Annotated in this window: 12 protein-coding genes and 2 tRNA genes; 9 read left to right on the top strand and 5 right to left on the bottom strand. The window is 68.3% G+C overall.

Annotation, left to right across the window (positions count from 1 at the left end; all coding sequences use genetic code 11):
- The first annotated feature begins 160 nt into the window (after positions 1-160).
- The 4 genes from gyrB to EOT10_RS08955 all read left to right on the top strand — a co-directional run bounded on the left by gyrB (position 161) and on the right by EOT10_RS08955 (position 5867).
- On the top strand, positions 161-2257 hold the full coding sequence (gene gyrB / locus EOT10_RS08940; RefSeq protein WP_127827548.1) for a DNA topoisomerase (ATP-hydrolyzing) subunit B: 2097 nt from the start codon (positions 161-163) through the stop codon (positions 2255-2257).
- A gap of 42 nt (positions 2258-2299) precedes the next feature.
- The gene (gene gyrA / locus EOT10_RS08945) at positions 2300-4921 is read left to right on the top strand and encodes a DNA gyrase subunit A (protein WP_127827549.1); all 2622 of its coding nucleotides are present in this window, start codon (positions 2300-2302) and stop codon (positions 4919-4921) included.
- An 18-nt stretch (positions 4922-4939) separates the two neighbouring features.
- Complete coding sequence (locus EOT10_RS08950) at positions 4940-5614, top strand: DUF3566 domain-containing protein (RefSeq protein ID WP_127827550.1); 675 nt, start codon at positions 4940-4942, stop codon at positions 5612-5614.
- Between the two features lie 179 nt (positions 5615-5793).
- A tRNA-Ile gene (locus tag EOT10_RS08955) sits at positions 5794-5867 on the top strand.
- A 385-nt stretch (positions 5868-6252) separates the two neighbouring features.
- On the opposite strand, the gene EOT10_RS08960 is transcribed toward EOT10_RS08955, so the two are convergent.
- A complete protein-coding gene (locus EOT10_RS08960) occupies positions 6253-6591 on the bottom strand; it encodes a DUF6344 domain-containing protein (protein ID WP_127827551.1) in 339 nt (112 codons plus the stop codon).
- A 315-nt stretch (positions 6592-6906) separates the two neighbouring features.
- Here EOT10_RS08960 and EOT10_RS41860 point away from each other — a divergent pair, with 315 nt between their 5' ends.
- Entirely contained in the window at positions 6907-7035 is a 129-nt protein-coding gene (locus tag EOT10_RS41860; RefSeq protein ID WP_003999697.1) for a DLW-39 family protein, read from the top strand.
- Positions 7036-7258: 223 nt separating this feature from the next.
- Positions 7259-8722, top strand: a complete 1464-nt coding sequence (locus tag EOT10_RS08970; RefSeq protein ID WP_223280887.1) for a hypothetical protein — start codon at positions 7259-7261, stop codon at positions 8720-8722.
- On the opposite strand, the gene EOT10_RS08975 is transcribed toward EOT10_RS08970, so the two are convergent.
- Complete coding sequence (locus EOT10_RS08975) at positions 8709-10277, bottom strand: serine/threonine-protein kinase (protein ID WP_127827553.1); 1569 nt, start codon at positions 10275-10277, stop codon at positions 8709-8711. The two genes, EOT10_RS08970 and EOT10_RS08975, sit on opposite strands and share 14 nt — an antisense overlap.
- Positions 10278-10395: 118 nt before the next feature.
- The gene (locus EOT10_RS08980) at positions 10396-10944 is read right to left on the bottom strand and encodes a helix-turn-helix domain-containing protein (RefSeq protein WP_127827554.1); all 549 of its coding nucleotides are present in this window, start codon (positions 10942-10944) and stop codon (positions 10396-10398) included.
- Positions 10945-11128: 184 nt separating this feature from the next.
- On the opposite strand from EOT10_RS08980, the gene EOT10_RS08985 reads away from it, so the two are divergent.
- Positions 11129-11201 (top strand) — tRNA-Ala (locus tag EOT10_RS08985).
- A 95-nt stretch (positions 11202-11296) separates the two neighbouring features.
- Here the strand turns inward: EOT10_RS08985 and EOT10_RS08990 are convergent.
- Positions 11297-12013: a DUF5324 family protein gene (locus EOT10_RS08990; RefSeq protein ID WP_127827555.1), complete on the bottom strand. Its 717-nt coding sequence runs from the start codon at positions 12011-12013 to the stop codon at positions 11297-11299.
- Positions 12014-12329: 316 nt separating this feature from the next.
- Here EOT10_RS08990 and EOT10_RS08995 point away from each other — a divergent pair, with 316 nt between their 5' ends.
- Both EOT10_RS08995 and EOT10_RS09000 read left to right on the top strand, forming a co-directional pair.
- Positions 12330-12857, top strand: a complete 528-nt coding sequence (locus EOT10_RS08995) for a peptidylprolyl isomerase (protein WP_127827556.1) — start codon at positions 12330-12332, stop codon at positions 12855-12857.
- A 71-nt stretch (positions 12858-12928) separates the two neighbouring features.
- Entirely contained in the window at positions 12929-13822 is an 894-nt protein-coding gene (locus EOT10_RS09000; protein ID WP_127827557.1) for a rhomboid family intramembrane serine protease, read from the top strand.
- A 243-nt stretch (positions 13823-14065) separates the two neighbouring features.
- On the opposite strand, the gene crgA is transcribed toward EOT10_RS09000, so the two are convergent.
- On the bottom strand, positions 14066-14323 hold the full coding sequence (gene crgA, locus EOT10_RS09005) for a cell division protein CrgA (protein ID WP_127827558.1): 258 nt from the start codon (positions 14321-14323) through the stop codon (positions 14066-14068).
- Positions 14324-14356: the final 33 nt, after the last annotated feature.

Consider the following 14356-nt stretch of genomic DNA (forward strand, 5'->3'; position numbering starts at 1 on the left):
CAGGGCGGCACATGAGGACTCAGGTACCGGCAAACCCCCATCACTGTCAGCGCTACCGGTAGACTGAGAGCTAATCCCGCCCCACTTGTGGGACACACCGAGCAACGCTGACTATCGCTGAACGACGCAGCCGCTCCGGCCACCGCCGGGGGCTTGGCTTGTGCTGTGCCAGAAAGGGCGCTTCGTGGCCGATTCCGGCAACCCCAACGAGAACATCCCGTCCACTGCCGCCGACGCCGTCGGTGAGGCCCCCGCGGAGGCGCTCAAGACCTCCGGCGAGGTCACCTCGTCGTACGACGCCAGCGCCATCACAGTCCTCGAGGGTCTGGACGCGGTCCGCAAGCGCCCTGGCATGTACATCGGCTCGACCGGTGAGCGGGGCCTGCACCACCTCGTCTACGAAGTGGTCGACAACTCCGTCGACGAGGCGCTGGCCGGGCACGCGGACACCATCGACGTGACGATTCTTCCCGACGGTGGCGTGCGCGTCATCGACAACGGCCGAGGCATCCCGGTGGGCATCGTCCCCTCCGAGAACAAGCCGGCCGTCGAGGTCGTGCTGACGGTCCTGCACGCGGGCGGCAAGTTCGGCGGCGGCGGCTACGCGGTCTCCGGCGGTCTGCACGGCGTCGGCGTCTCCGTCGTCAACGCGCTGTCGGCGAGGGTCGCCGTCGAGGTCAGGACCGACGGCCACCGCTGGACGCAGGACTACAAGCTGGGCGTCCCGACGGCCCCGCTCGCCAAGCACGAGGCCATCGAGCAGACCGGAACGTCGGTCACCTTCTGGGCCGACGCGGACATCTTCGAGACCACGGAGTACTCCTTCGAGACGCTCTCGCGGCGCTTCCAGGAGATGGCGTTCCTCAACAAGGGTTTGACGATCAAACTCACTGATGAGCGCGAGTCGGCGAAGGCCACGGCCGGGGCGGACGAGGCGGGTGCGGACGAGGCCGACGAGGTCAAGACCGTCACGTACCACTACGAGGGCGGCATCGTCGACTTCGTGAAGTACCTCAACTCCCGCAAGGGAGAAGCGGTGCACCCCACCGTCATCGACCTGGAGGCGGAGGACAAGGACAAGAGCCTGTCCCTCGAGGTCGCGATGCAGTGGAACAGCGGCTACAGCGAGGGCGTGTACTCCTTCGCCAACATCATCCACACCCACGAGGGCGGCACGCACGAGGAGGGCTTCCGCGCGGCGCTGACCTCGTTGATCAACAAGTACGCGCGCGACAAGAAGCTGCTGCGTGAGAAGGACGACAACCTCACGGGCGACGACATCCGCGAGGGTCTGACCGCGATCATCTCGGTCAAGCTGAGCGAGCCCCAGTTCGAGGGCCAGACCAAGACCAAGCTGGGCAACACGGAGGCGAAGACCTTCGTCCAGAAGGCGGTCTACGAGCACCTCAACGACTGGCTGGACCGCAATCCGAACGAGGCCGCGGACATCATCCGCAAGTCCATCCAGGCGGCCACCGCGCGCGTGGCGGCCCGCAAGGCCCGCGACCTGACCCGTCGCAAGGGCCTCCTGGAGTCGGCCTCCCTGCCGGGCAAGCTCTCGGACTGCCAGTCGAACGACCCCACCAAGTGCGAGATCTTCATCGTCGAGGGTGACTCCGCCGGCGGCTCGGCCAAGTCCGGCCGGAACCCGCAGTACCAGGCCATCCTGCCCATCCGAGGCAAGATCCTGAACGTCGAGAAGGCGCGGATCGACAAGATCCTGCAGAACCAGGAGATCCAGGCACTGATCTCCGCCTTCGGCACCGGAGTCCACGAGGACTTCGACATCGCGAAGCTCCGCTATCACAAGATCGTCCTGATGGCGGACGCCGACGTCGACGGCCAGCACATCAACACCCTCCTGCTGACGTTCCTGTTCCGCTTCATGCGCCCCCTCGTCGAGGCCGGACACGTCTTCCTGTCGCGCCCGCCGCTCTACAAGATCAAGTGGGGCCGGGACGACTTCGAGTACGCGTACTCGGACCGCGAGCGCGACGCCCTCGTCGAGCTGGGCAAGCAGAACGGCAAGCGCATCCGTGACGACTCGATCCAGCGCTTCAAGGGCCTCGGCGAGATGAACGCCGAGGAGCTGCGCATCACGACCATGGACCAGGAACACCGCGTCCTCGGCCAGGTCACGCTCGACGACGCCGCCCAGGCCGACGACCTGTTCTCGGTCCTCATGGGCGAGGACGTCGAGGCACGCCGCTCGTTCATCCAGCGCAACGCCAAGGACGTCCGCTTCCTCGACATCTGAGTCGGTCTCAGCTGACCGCCACAGAAAGGATCTTCACCAGCAATGACCGACGAGAACACGCCTCCCACGCCTGAAGAAGGCGTCGAGATCACCGTGGCTGTCGAGAGCGGGGAATTCGCTCAGCGCATCGAGCCCGTCGGGCTCGAGAGCGAGATGCAGCGCTCGTACCTCGACTACGCGATGTCCGTCATCGTGTCCCGCGCGCTGCCCGACGTACGCGACGGTCTCAAGCCCGTCCACCGCCGTGTCCTGTACACCATGTACGACGGCGGCTACCGGCCCGAGAAGGGCTTCTACAAGTGCGCCCGCGTCGTCGGTGACGTCATGGGTAACTACCACCCGCACAGCGACTCCGCGCTCTACGACGCACTGGTGCGCCTGGCCCAGCCATGGTCGCTGCGCATGCCGCTGGTGGACTCCAACGGAAACTTCGGCTCTCCGGGTAACGACCCCGCGGCCGCCATGCGCTACACCGAGTGCAAGATGGCGCCGCTGTCCATGGAGATGGTCCGGGACATCGACGAGGAAACCGTCGATTTCATGGACAACTACGACGGCCGCTCCCAGGAGCCGACCGTCCTGCCGGCCCGCTTCCCGAACCTGCTGATCAACGGCTCGGCCGGTATCGCGGTCGGCATGGCGACCAACATCCCGCCGCACAACCTGCGCGAGGTCGCCGCCGGCGCCCAGTGGTACCTGGAGAACCCGGACGCCTCGCACGAGGAGCTCCTGGACGCGCTCATCGAGCGCATCAAGGGCCCCGACTTCCCGACCGGCGCCCTCGTGGTGGGCCGCAAGGGCATCGAGGAGGCGTACCGCACGGGCCGTGGCTCCATCACGATGCGCGCGGTCGTCGAGGTCGAGGAGATCCAGAACCGCCAGTGCCTGGTGGTCACCGAGCTCCCCTACCAGGTCAACCCGGACAACCTCGCGCAGAAGATCGCCGACCTCGTGAAGGACGGCAAGGTCGGCGGCATCGCCGACGTCCGCGACGAGACGTCCTCGCGTACGGGCCAGCGCCTCGTCGTCGTCCTGAAGCGCGACGCCGTCGCCAAGGTCGTCCTGAACAACCTCTACAAGCACACCGACCTGCAGACGAACTTCGGCGCCAACATGCTGGCGCTCGTCGACGGTGTGCCGCGCACCCTCTCCCTGGACGCCTTCATCCGCCACTGGGTGAGCCACCAGGTCGAGGTCATCGTCCGCCGTACGAAGTTCCGCCTGCGCAAGGCCGAGGAGCGCGCCCACATCCTGCGCGGCCTCCTGAAGGCCCTGGACGCCATCGACGAGGTCATCGCGCTGATCCGGCGCAGCGACACCGTCGAGATCGCCCGAGAGGGCCTCATGGGCCTCCTGGAGATCGACGAGATCCAGGCCAACGCGATCCTCGAGATGCAGCTGCGCCGGCTGGCCGCCCTGGAGCGCCAGAAGATCGTCGCCGAGCACGACGAACTGCAGCAGAAGATCAACGAGTACAACGCGATCCTGGCCTCGCCGGCCCGGCAGCGCGAGATCATCAGCCAGGAACTGGCGGCGATCGTCGAGAAGTTCGGCGACGACCGGCGCTCCATGCTGGTGCCCTTCGACGGCGACATGTCCATCGAGGACCTGATCCCCGAAGAGGACATCGTCGTCACCATCACGCGCGGTGGCTACGTCAAGCGCACGAAGACCGTCGACTACCGCTCGCAGAAGCGCGGCGGCAAGGGCGTACGCGGCACGAAGCTCAAGGAAGACGACATCGTCGACCACTTCTTCGTGTCGACGACGCACCACTGGCTGCTGTTCTTCACGAACAAGGGCCGCGTCTACCGCGCCAAGGCGTACGAACTCCCGGACGCCGGGCGTGACGCGCGAGGCCAGCACGTCGCCAACCTGCTGGCCTTCCAGCCGGACGAGGCGATCGCCGAGATCCTCGCGATCCGCGACTACGAAGCGGCCCCCTACCTGGTCCTCGCCACGAAGGGCGGCCTCGTAAAGAAGACGCCCCTCAAGGACTACGACTCGCCCCGCGCGGGCGGCGTCATCGCCATCAACCTGCGCGAGACGGAGGACGGCTCCGACGACGAGCTGATCGGGGCCGAGCTGGTCTCCGCCGAGGACGACCTGCTGCTCATCAGTAAGAAGGCGCAGTCCATCCGCTTCACCGCGACGGACGACGCGCTGCGCCCCATGGGCCGCGCGACGTCCGGTGTGAAGGGCATGAGTTTCCGCGAGGGCGACCAGCTGCTCTCGATGAATGTCGTCAGGCCGGGTACGTTCGTGTTCACCGCAACGGACGGCGGGTACGCGAAGCGGACCGCTGTCGACGAGTACCGCGTCCAGGGCCGCGGCGGCCTCGGTATCAAGGCCGCCAAGATCGTGGAGGACCGTGGTTCGCTGGTCGGCGCGCTGGTGACCGAGGAGACCGACGAGATCCTCGCCATCACGCTGTCGGGCGGTGTGATTCGTACGCGAGTCAACGAGGTCAGGGAGACGGGCCGTGACACCATGGGCGTCCAACTGATCAACCTGGGCAAGCGCGATGCCGTGGTCGGTATCGCTCGTAACGCCGAGGCCGGTCGCGAGGCGGAGGAGGTCGACGGTGACGACATCGCCGACGAGTCCGCGCAGGCCGATACGGCTGTCGGAACGGACGAGGGCACGGAGTCCACGGCCGAGTAGCGCGAGGAGTGAGTCATCGTGAGCGGAGCCACGGGTGCCGGCTCTACCGGAACATCCACCGGTACGGAAACGGACGGCGGCCGTGGCCCCGCCACTGACTCGAACGACTCGCACGAGTCTCATGGATCCCAGGGGGGAACTGTGACGGACACCCGAGGTCCGCAGACGCAGCAGTACGCGGCCGACAAGGCCGGCCCGTTGCCCGGGGAGAGGCCGCAGCCGCAGCAGCCCGAGCAGCCGTACCACCCGCCGCAGGCCTACCAGGCGGCTCCGCCGTCCGGTGCGGTCCGCAAGCCGCGCACCGGGGCACGGACGACGCCCCGCACTCGCAAGGCGCGCCTGAGGGTCGCCAAGGCCGATCCGTGGTCGGTGATGAAGGTCAGCTTCCTGCTCTCCATCGCGCTCGGCATCTGCACGATCGTCGCGGCCGCGGTGCTGTGGATGGTCATGGACGCCATGGGTGTCTTCTCGACCGTGGGCGGCACGATCTCCGAGGCCACGGGCTCGAACGAGTCCAACGGCTTCGACCTGCAGTCGTTCCTGTCGCTGCCGCACGTCCTGCTGTTCACGTCGATCATCGCGGTCATCGACGTCGTCCTGGCGACGGCCCTGGCCACGCTCGGCGCGTTCATCTACAACCTCTCCGCGGGCTTCGTGGGCGGCGTCGAGCTGACCCTCGCCGAGGACGAGTAGAGGACGGGTAACGGCCTTCAGAACGTCGTGACACCGGTGGAGCGCATTCCCTGACGGGGGTGCGCTCCACTGTTGTTCGGGCCGGTCGGACCGGCTCCCGGCTATCGATTTTGGGACTGGCCGGGTCGTGCGCTAATCTTCAGAGGTCAGCGCGCGGGACACACACCGCAAAGCGCGGCGGGGCTATAGCTCAGTTGGTTAGAGCGCATCCCTGATAAGGATGAGGCCACAGGTTCAAATCCTGTTAGCCCCACAGCAGCACAAGAACCCTCAACCCATGGTGGTTGGGGGTTTTTGGCGTCTTGGGGCTTTGGCGTCTGAGGGTGGCGCGGGCACACGCCGAGAAGACCCTCAGCCTGTGCTGGCCGGGGTCGTGGTCGTGACGGGGCGTGCGTGAAGGCTCTGGGGCGCGGGAGGGCGCTGTGGGGCTGGGGGCTGCGGGGAGCGGTGAGGCAGTGGGCCTGTAAGGCGGTGCCTTGGTTCTGCGCTCGTCCTGTGTGAGGCAGTGGCAGTACTTACTGATGGTGCCTGCCGGCGGTACCTGTCGGTCTTCCTCGCCGGCGCTTCTCGCGGTGGAGCGTTTTATGCAGGTGGAGCGTTTTGTGCAGAGGGACTCAGAGTCGTTACTACCGCTGTCCTCATGCCTGCGCATGGAGTGCGTTGATTCCTGCCGCTGTCTCGTCGAACTCGTTCCCGGGCTCAGTCTCGGCCGGCAGACGGTGGCGGCAGCTCGGAGAGGAACCGTGCGCCTCGGCGCGGATGCGCTGCTTCATCGTCGGCGGCAGGGATCGTTTGAAGGCCCAGGGTGCCCGGACGGAGGTGGCGGCGGGGGTGCTCACCGCCGCGTTGCGGATGCCCTCGGTCTGCTGTACGGGCGTGGCCGCGGCGGCCGGGGAGGTGAGACCCATCGCGGTCAGAACCGCGAGGAAGGCGGTGATGATGACGGTCCACAGCTTGATGACCCTGTTGGTGGCCATGACCCCTCACTTTCAGGTTGGGCGATTTGCGTACTTTCCTCATGATGTGTATGTGGCCTCCGGAGTGGGGGACCGACGCCCGTGGCGCGTCGATCTTCCGATGAACACCACCCGGATGGCCTTAAGTGCCCCGTAAGGCGGCGAATCACGCTGAATGTCACATTCTGCGAAGTGTGATCGGAGGTCCGTGATCCGCATCGACTGGTCGGCGGGGTGCGAGAGTTGGGCCTGGGTGCAGGTCACCGATCGGTCTCGGTCGGTGTGTATAGTCGGGCGCCAGAGGTCCCCTACGTCAATGAAGGACGAGGTCGCGCGGTGAAGAAGCTTCTCCTGGTCGCACTGGCCGCCATCGGCGGGCTCCTCGTGTACCGCCAGATCCAGGCGGATCGCGCCGAGCAGGATCTGTGGACGGAGGCGACTGACTCCGTGCCCACGGGTTCGTGAGTATCGACGACAGTCTCTTCAAAGCCCCGATCGCATTCGCGGTCGGGGCTTTGTGCTGTCCGGGGGTGGCGAGAGGGAGGCTCCTGGATGAATGGTTTGCTTAGGTAAATAGTTCGCTTGCTTCCGTGAATAACCGAGGGGTGCGTGGGGCACGAGAGGCAGGATGGTCGTCCGACGCGGAGGCAACGGCAGGGCGATGGCGGGGGCAGCGAGGGGGCGCGTGATGAGTCGGCGCGTAGGGCGGCGGGTCTTGGGCCGGCTGGGCGTGGGGCGGCTGGGCGCAGGCCCGGGCCGGCGCGGGCGGCCGATGTCGGCGCTCGCGGTGGCGATGTGTGCGGCGGCCGTTCCGGCGGCAGTGGTGGCGCTTCCGGGGTCCGCGGCGGCCGACCCGGCGCCGTATGTCTTCGCACACGGTGCGAAGACCGTTCAGGGGGCGCTGACCAGTACGGATGCGACGGAGCTGAAGACCGGGGAGACCTATCGCAGCTCCGTCGAGGCCGGGGTCAGGGGCACGGGCCTTGTCGGTGGCCTCGTCGGCGGGGCGCGTGCGAAGGAATCGGCCGGTACGCGCTACTACCGCGTCGACCTCGACGGATCCTCCGACACGTACGTCTCGGTCGTGGCGGTGCCGAAAGCCGGCGCTGACGTGAAAGTCGCCTTCAACGACAGCATTTCCGTGACCCTCCAGGACCAACAGGGCAATCGCTGTGACGCGGAGACCGCGGCGTTCCGCTCCGACGAGTACCCGAGGCCGATCGCCGCCACGGCGGAGCGGCTCGTACGGGAGAGTGGCGGGCGCTGTCAGGACGCGGGCACGTATGACGTGGTCGTCCAGCGCCGGACGGCGGCGGATTCCACGCGGGAGCGCTGGGATCTCGAGCTGAATGTCGCGGCGGAGCCCGCGCTCAAGTCGCCGCCTGCCACCGCAGGGCCCGGGGCCTGGCCGTCGGCGTCGCCGCGGCCGCCCGCCGGTATCCCGTCCGAACGCCGGGGTGGCACGGGCTTCAACGATGCGCAGAGCCTGCGCCAGGGTGTGTGGAACGACCGGATCCGGCCTGGGCAGACGCTCTTCTACCGGGTTCCGCTGGACTGGGGGCAGCAGCTCTTCACCGAGGTCGAGCTGGGCAGTTCGGCGGGGGACGCGTCGCGTACGGGCTTCGTGCCGAACGCGCTGAGCGTGGCGCTGTACAACCCGGCACGGACGCCGGTCACCTCGAAGGACGCCTCGTACGGAGGCGAACCCTCGACGGCGGCCCTGGACTCCCTGCCTCCGGTCGCCTACGAGAACCGCTATCTGTCACGCGCGGACGAGGCGGGCGTGCGGTTCGCCGGCTGGTACTACCTAAAGGTCTCTCTCACGCCTGAGATGACGGGGACGTTCGGCAACCAGGAGTCCGGGCTGACGCTCCGTCTGACGGTGCGGGGGGATGCGGCGCCGGCGCCCGCGTATGTGCGGGATCCGGGTGCGTTCCAGGTCACCGAGTCCGACCTGGCGGCCGCTGAACGCGGGTCGGGGCCGATCGGGGGCGGGCCGGGGCAGCAGGCGGAGGCTCGGGGCGGGATCGGGCGGTCGAATCGCATGACGGTGGTCGGGATCGCCGGGATCGGGACGGGGTCCGTGCTGGTGCTCGGGCTCGGCGTGTGGACGTACGTCGCCCGCCGGCGGGCGCCCGTCAGGCCTGGGTGAGTGCCCAGATGCCCACGGCGAAACTGATCAGAGCGACGAACAACACCGGGATCGCCACCTTCGCGGGCGGTCCCGGTCGTCGTCGCCGGGCACGACGATGCGGGCTCGGGCGCGGTCCGGGGGCTGGGGCTGGTGACGCCGGGGCGTGGGCGTGAAGGGAGGGCTCGTAGGGGTGCGGGCGCGTTGGTGTCGCGGTGTGGAGTGGCGGCGCCTGTGGAGCTGGGGGATGGGGCGGGCTCGCGTAAGGGGGAGCGGTGGCGGGGGTGGCTGTCTGCCCGGGCGTGGGAGGAGCCGGCGTGAGTGGCGGGGTGGGGGATGTGGGCGGCTGCGCGGGAGGTGGCGGCGGAAGGTGGAAGCTGCCGGTCTCCGACATGCTGGTCTTCGCGGTGCCGGTCTCCGCGGTGCTGGTCTCCGACATGCTGATATCTGGCCCGGCCGCACGGGCATCGGGTACCGCAGGCGCATAAGGCGGCGGCCCTGGCACCAAGGCCGGGGTGGTCGGGGAGGCCGGCGCGACCAGAGGTCCCTGCGGTGCCGGCGGCAGCAGTGGTGTCGGGGGCGTCGGTGGCGTGGATGGCAGTGCTTCACCCGGCTGGGGATTCCGGGTTGTGGACCGGCCGGTCGTGCCGGGGAGCCGGTCACGTACGAGTTCTGAGGCGACCTGCCGGGACGTGGTGGTCGGGCCGTCCGGGGCGAAGCCAGGGGGGAGTGCTCCGAGTTGGTCGAAAACCTCGACGTGTTCATCGTCGGGGCCGGGCTCGGGAAGCAGTTCCGACGCCGCCAGGAGGGCCTTGCGTGCGCCTGTCGCGGAGCGGAAGCGCGCTTCGGGGTCCGGCTGCAGGAGACCGGCCACGACCGTCCACAGGGGGCCGGGGACGCCCTGCGGCGCACCGGGAGTTCCGTGGTCGGTGAAGTGCTCGATGAGCGCCCTGGAATCGGGCCTGGCGCCCTGGAGCAGATACAGCGCCACGAGGCCCACGGCGAACAGGTCCGCGGGGAAGTCGGGCTCACCGCCCATGGCCTGTTCTGGAGCGAAGTAGCCGGGCGTGCCCACCACGTAGTCGGTCTCGGTGAGGCGCGGCTCCCCCTTGCGCATCGCGATGCCGAAGTCCGAGAGGCGCAGATGAGGCCGGGCGGTGCCGGTCGCCTCGAGAAGGATGTTGGCGGGCTTGATGTCGCGGTGCACGACCCCCTCCGCGTGCACCGCGGCGAGCCCGGCCAGGAGCTGATCCAGGAGGAGGCACACGAAGGACGGCGGCAGCGGCCCGTAGTCCCCGATCAGATGCGCCAGCGAGCCGCCGGCGACCAGATCCATCGTGAACAGGACCTTGTCGTCGTCCGCGGCCCAGCTGGCCGGCGCCAGGACGTGGGGGTGGTCGATCCGCAGGGCCTGCTCGCGCACGAAGCGGAGCAGCGTGTGCGCGTCGCTCTGCAGCAGGACCTTGGCGGCCACATACCTGCGGCGCCGGTGGTCCCAGGCGCGCCACACGGCGCCGGCTCCCCCGCGACCGATCGGGTCGGCCAGCTCGTAGCGCCCCGCGAAGACCTCACCCATCGTGCTGCGTCGCTCCCCCCTCGGCCGTCACGACGCGTCCGGCCTCTCGGATCGTCCTGCGGCCGTGGGCCGGCCGCGGGATGTGCGGCCGGCCCGATGTCGCTCCGTGCGGCCGGGATCAGTTCTGGTGAGCCTGGTAATGCGTTACGGCGTCGGAGGTGCGGCCGGCGCCGTAGACCCGGAGGAACTCTGCCAGTTCCGGGTGGCTCGGGGCGAGGCTGTCCGCCGCATCGATGATGTCCCCGGCCGCGGAGACGGAGCGCAGCAGCGACTGGATCTCGCGGACCACGCGCTTGACCGTGGGCGCTCCCGAACTGGTCGTCGTCTGCGTGGCGTTGGAGAGGACCGAGCCGCCCTGCGACTTCTTGATCTCGTCCATCCGCTCGGTGGCCTCGGCGGCGCTGACGCTTCCGTCGGCGACCTGGCCCGCCAGGTCCTGAAGCAGCTGGACCCGCTGGACGACGGCCGGGTTGCCGATCTTGGCGCGCTGGCCGCTCATCAGCTGGGACAGCATGGGCGCGGACAGACCGAGAACCCCCGCGAGCCGGGCCTGATTGAGACCCAGATCATCGATCAGTCGACGGAAGAGCGCCCCCAGCGGCTCTCCGTACCAGTTCCGCTGGAGCTCTCTGGCTCTTGCGGTCGCTTCCTGCTGTGCGGCGTCCATCGCGTCTCCCCATCGCTTCCCCAAATACGGCGGTTCGCTGCCGCGAACCACGTGGGGCATCTTACGGAGAGTGGTCGTGGACCGGGACCCCCAATCCTTTTGCGGGATCCGGGGGGTGACCCGGTACTCTGGTCTGCGATGCGTACCGGATCGCACTTCTTCCGGTTCGACGCATCATTTTTCCGGGGCCTTAGCTCAGTTGGTAGAGCGCTGTCTTTGCATGGCAGATGTCAGGGGTTCGACTCCCCTAGGCTCCACAGGTTCCACGTGAAACACGTGAACGCCGTAGGGCGGGAGACCACTGGTCTCCCGCCCTACGGCGTTCACGCTCGTTCGACGCTCAGCCTCAGCCTCAGCCGCGGTCGTTGCCGTCGGCGTCCGTCTCTGCCTCCGCCTCGGCTTCGGCCTGCTTGGCCTGTACCTCGGGGTCGAGGGACGTCTGTCCGCTGCCGTCCACCGAAGACAGAGGAGCGGTGTCCGGGACCTCGGTCGCGGCCGGCGGTTCCACCAGCCAGTCCGGGTTGGCCTGCTTGTCCCACCACTTCCAGGCGGCGAAGGCGCCGCCGGCGAGGATGCCGACCACAAGGAGGCCCTTGGCGACCCGGCCCGCCCGCGCACGCCGGTCGTGCTTGCGCACGAGCTTCTTGATCTCCTTCGGCGTGACCTGTCCGCGCAGGGCGGCGAGCGCCGCGACACTGCGGGCCGTCGCTTCCTCGGCGACGGGCTGGGCGGCGGCCACAGCCTGCTCGATCCGAGGCCTGGCGTAGACGGCGGCCTGCCGTGCGGCCTTCCGGGTGCGGACCGCCGCCTCCTGCGCGGCATGGTCGACCTTCGGCGGCACATGCGTACGGGCCTGTTCGAGATGCGGTGCGAGGTATGTGTCGTACTGGTCGCGGGTCTGCTGTGCGGCCTGCGACACGACGGGCGCAAGCCGTACGCGCGCCTCGTGTGCGTACAGTGCGGCCCGGTCTTTGGCCGTCTCGGCGTAGGGCGCCACCACTTCCGCGGCGTGCAGCACGCTGTCCTTCGCCGATCCGGTCGCGGCGCGCACGCTGTCGATGCGGGTCACGGGATCCTCCTCCTCGGTGGCGTACAGGTTTTCACCTTTCCACCCTTTTTCGGATCATGCCTGCCGGACGGCAGTGCGGCATGCGAGGGCGGGCATCCGGGGCATCAGATCCGCCATCGGACGTACCGCGGTACTCCGGGGCAATAGCTGATCAAAACGGTGCAAGGGGGGCTTGCGGTCGACAATGCCACGGATCCCCGCGCGATGCGCCTCCCCGGGGGCGACTCGACCGGCATTTTTGCGGCCGCCGTCGGGCGACGGCCCAGCCGGGGCGTGCGAGGATCGGTCCGTCACAGAAGGCAACGGAAGGCAGATCGTGGCTGAGCAGCTCTACGCCACCCTGAAGACCAACCAAGGCGACATCGAGATCCGGCTGCTGCCGAACCACGCGCCCAAGACGGTCAAGAACTTCGTCGAGCTCGCCCGTGGCGAGCGGGAGTGGACCAACCCGGAGACGGGCGAGAAGTCCACTGACAAGCTCTACGACGGCACGGTCTTCCACCGGGTGATCAGCGGTTTCATGATTCAGGGCGGCGACCCGCTCGGCAACGGCACGGGTGGCCCCGGCTACCAGTTCGAGGACGAGTTCCACCCCGACCTCGCCTTCGACAAGCCGTACCTGCTGGCCATGGCCAACGCCGGCCCGGGTACGAACGGCTCCCAGTTCTTCATCACGGTGTCGCCGACCGCCTGGCTGAACCGTAAGCACACGATCTTCGGCGAGGTCGTCGACGGCGCCAGCCAGAAGGTCGTGGACGCCATCGCGACCTCGCAGACCAACCCGCGTACGGACCGTCCGGTCAATGACGTGGTCATCGAATCGGTCGTCGTCGAGACCCGCTGACGGGAACCATTTCGCCCCGCTCGTCCGTATGGATGGGCGGGGCTGTGTGCGTCGAGACCTAGGGGATCGGTATGGAACAGAGGCCAGGCAGTCCGCAGGGCCCGCAGGACGCGCAGGGCCTGCCCGGCTGCTACCGACACCCCGACCGCGAGACCGGCATCCGGTGCGCCCGCTGCGAGCGGCCCATCTGCCCGGAGTGCATGGTCAGCGCCTCGGTGGGCTTCCAGTGCCCGGACTGTGTACGGGGCGGATCCGGTACGGGGCACGGGCCCATGGCGGCGCGGCCGCGGACGATCACCGGTGGCACGATCGCGGCCGATCCGCGCCTGGTCACGAAGATCCTCATCGGGATCAATGTGGCCGTGTTCATCGCGGTCCACGTGTGGGACCGGCTGCTCTCCGACCTGATCCTGATCGGGGCCTGGCCCCCCGCGCCGTACGCCCCGACACAGGGTGTGGCGGGCGGTGAGTGGTATCGCCTGGTGACGTCGATGTTCACGCACCAGGCGGTGTGGCACATCGCGTTCAACATGCTGGGCCTGTGGTGGCTCGGCGCTCCCCTCGAAGCGGCGCTCGGCCGGGCCCGCTACATCACGCTGTACATGGTCTCGGGGCTGGCCGGCAGTGCGCTGACCTACGCCCTGGCAGGACCGAGTGAACAGTCTCTCGGGGCGTCCGGTGCGATCTTCGGACTCATGGGCGCGACCGCGGTGCTGGTGCGGCGCCTCAACTACGACATGCGGCCCGTCGTCGGCCTGCTCGCGCTGAACCTGCTCTTCACGTTCACGTGGGGAAACATCGCCTGGCAGGCCCACGTCGGCGGTCTGGTCGCGGGTGTGATCGTCGGGTACGCCATGGTCCACGCGCCCCGGGAGCACCGCTCTCTCGTGCAGTACGGCGTCAGCGCCGCGGTCCTCGCAGTGGTCGTCGTCACTGTGCTTGTGAGGACGTTCCAGCTCACTTGAGCCCGTTCTGTGGCCGACGTTGTCCACAGCGCGTACAGGATCTTGTGCACCCCGTGGGGAACAAGCGTGCCCCTTGTCGCTGACCAGGGTTTTCCCAGCCAGGGCAAGGGGCGAACATGTGGGCGAGCCGCGATGAGTCAGTCACACCGGCGTCAACACCCAGTGGGTTATCCACAGATCTTCCGACCTTTTCCCCAGTGTGGAAACAGCTGTGGATAACTCAGTGGATAGCTAGGGGCAGAGCTACTTCCACTGCGTGGAAACGCCGAACCCGGCCGCGATGAAGCCGAAGCCCACGACGATGTTCCAGTTGCCGAGCGCGTTCAGCGGCAGGGTGCCGTCGGTGACGTAGAAAACGACGATCCAGGCGAGCCCGATCAGGAACATCGCGAGCATGACCGGGGCGACCCAGCCGCGGTTGGTCAGCTTGATATTCGCCGCCTGCTTCGACGCCGGAGGCGGCGTGTAGTCGGCCTTCTTGCGGATACGTGACTTCGGCACGAGGGTCTCTCCTGTCGATGCGCTGCGTGGCCG

Source organism: Streptomyces antnestii, assembly GCF_004005495.1.
In the GTDB taxonomy this organism is placed as follows: Bacteria; Actinomycetota; Actinomycetes; order Streptomycetales; family Streptomycetaceae; genus Streptomyces; species Streptomyces antnestii.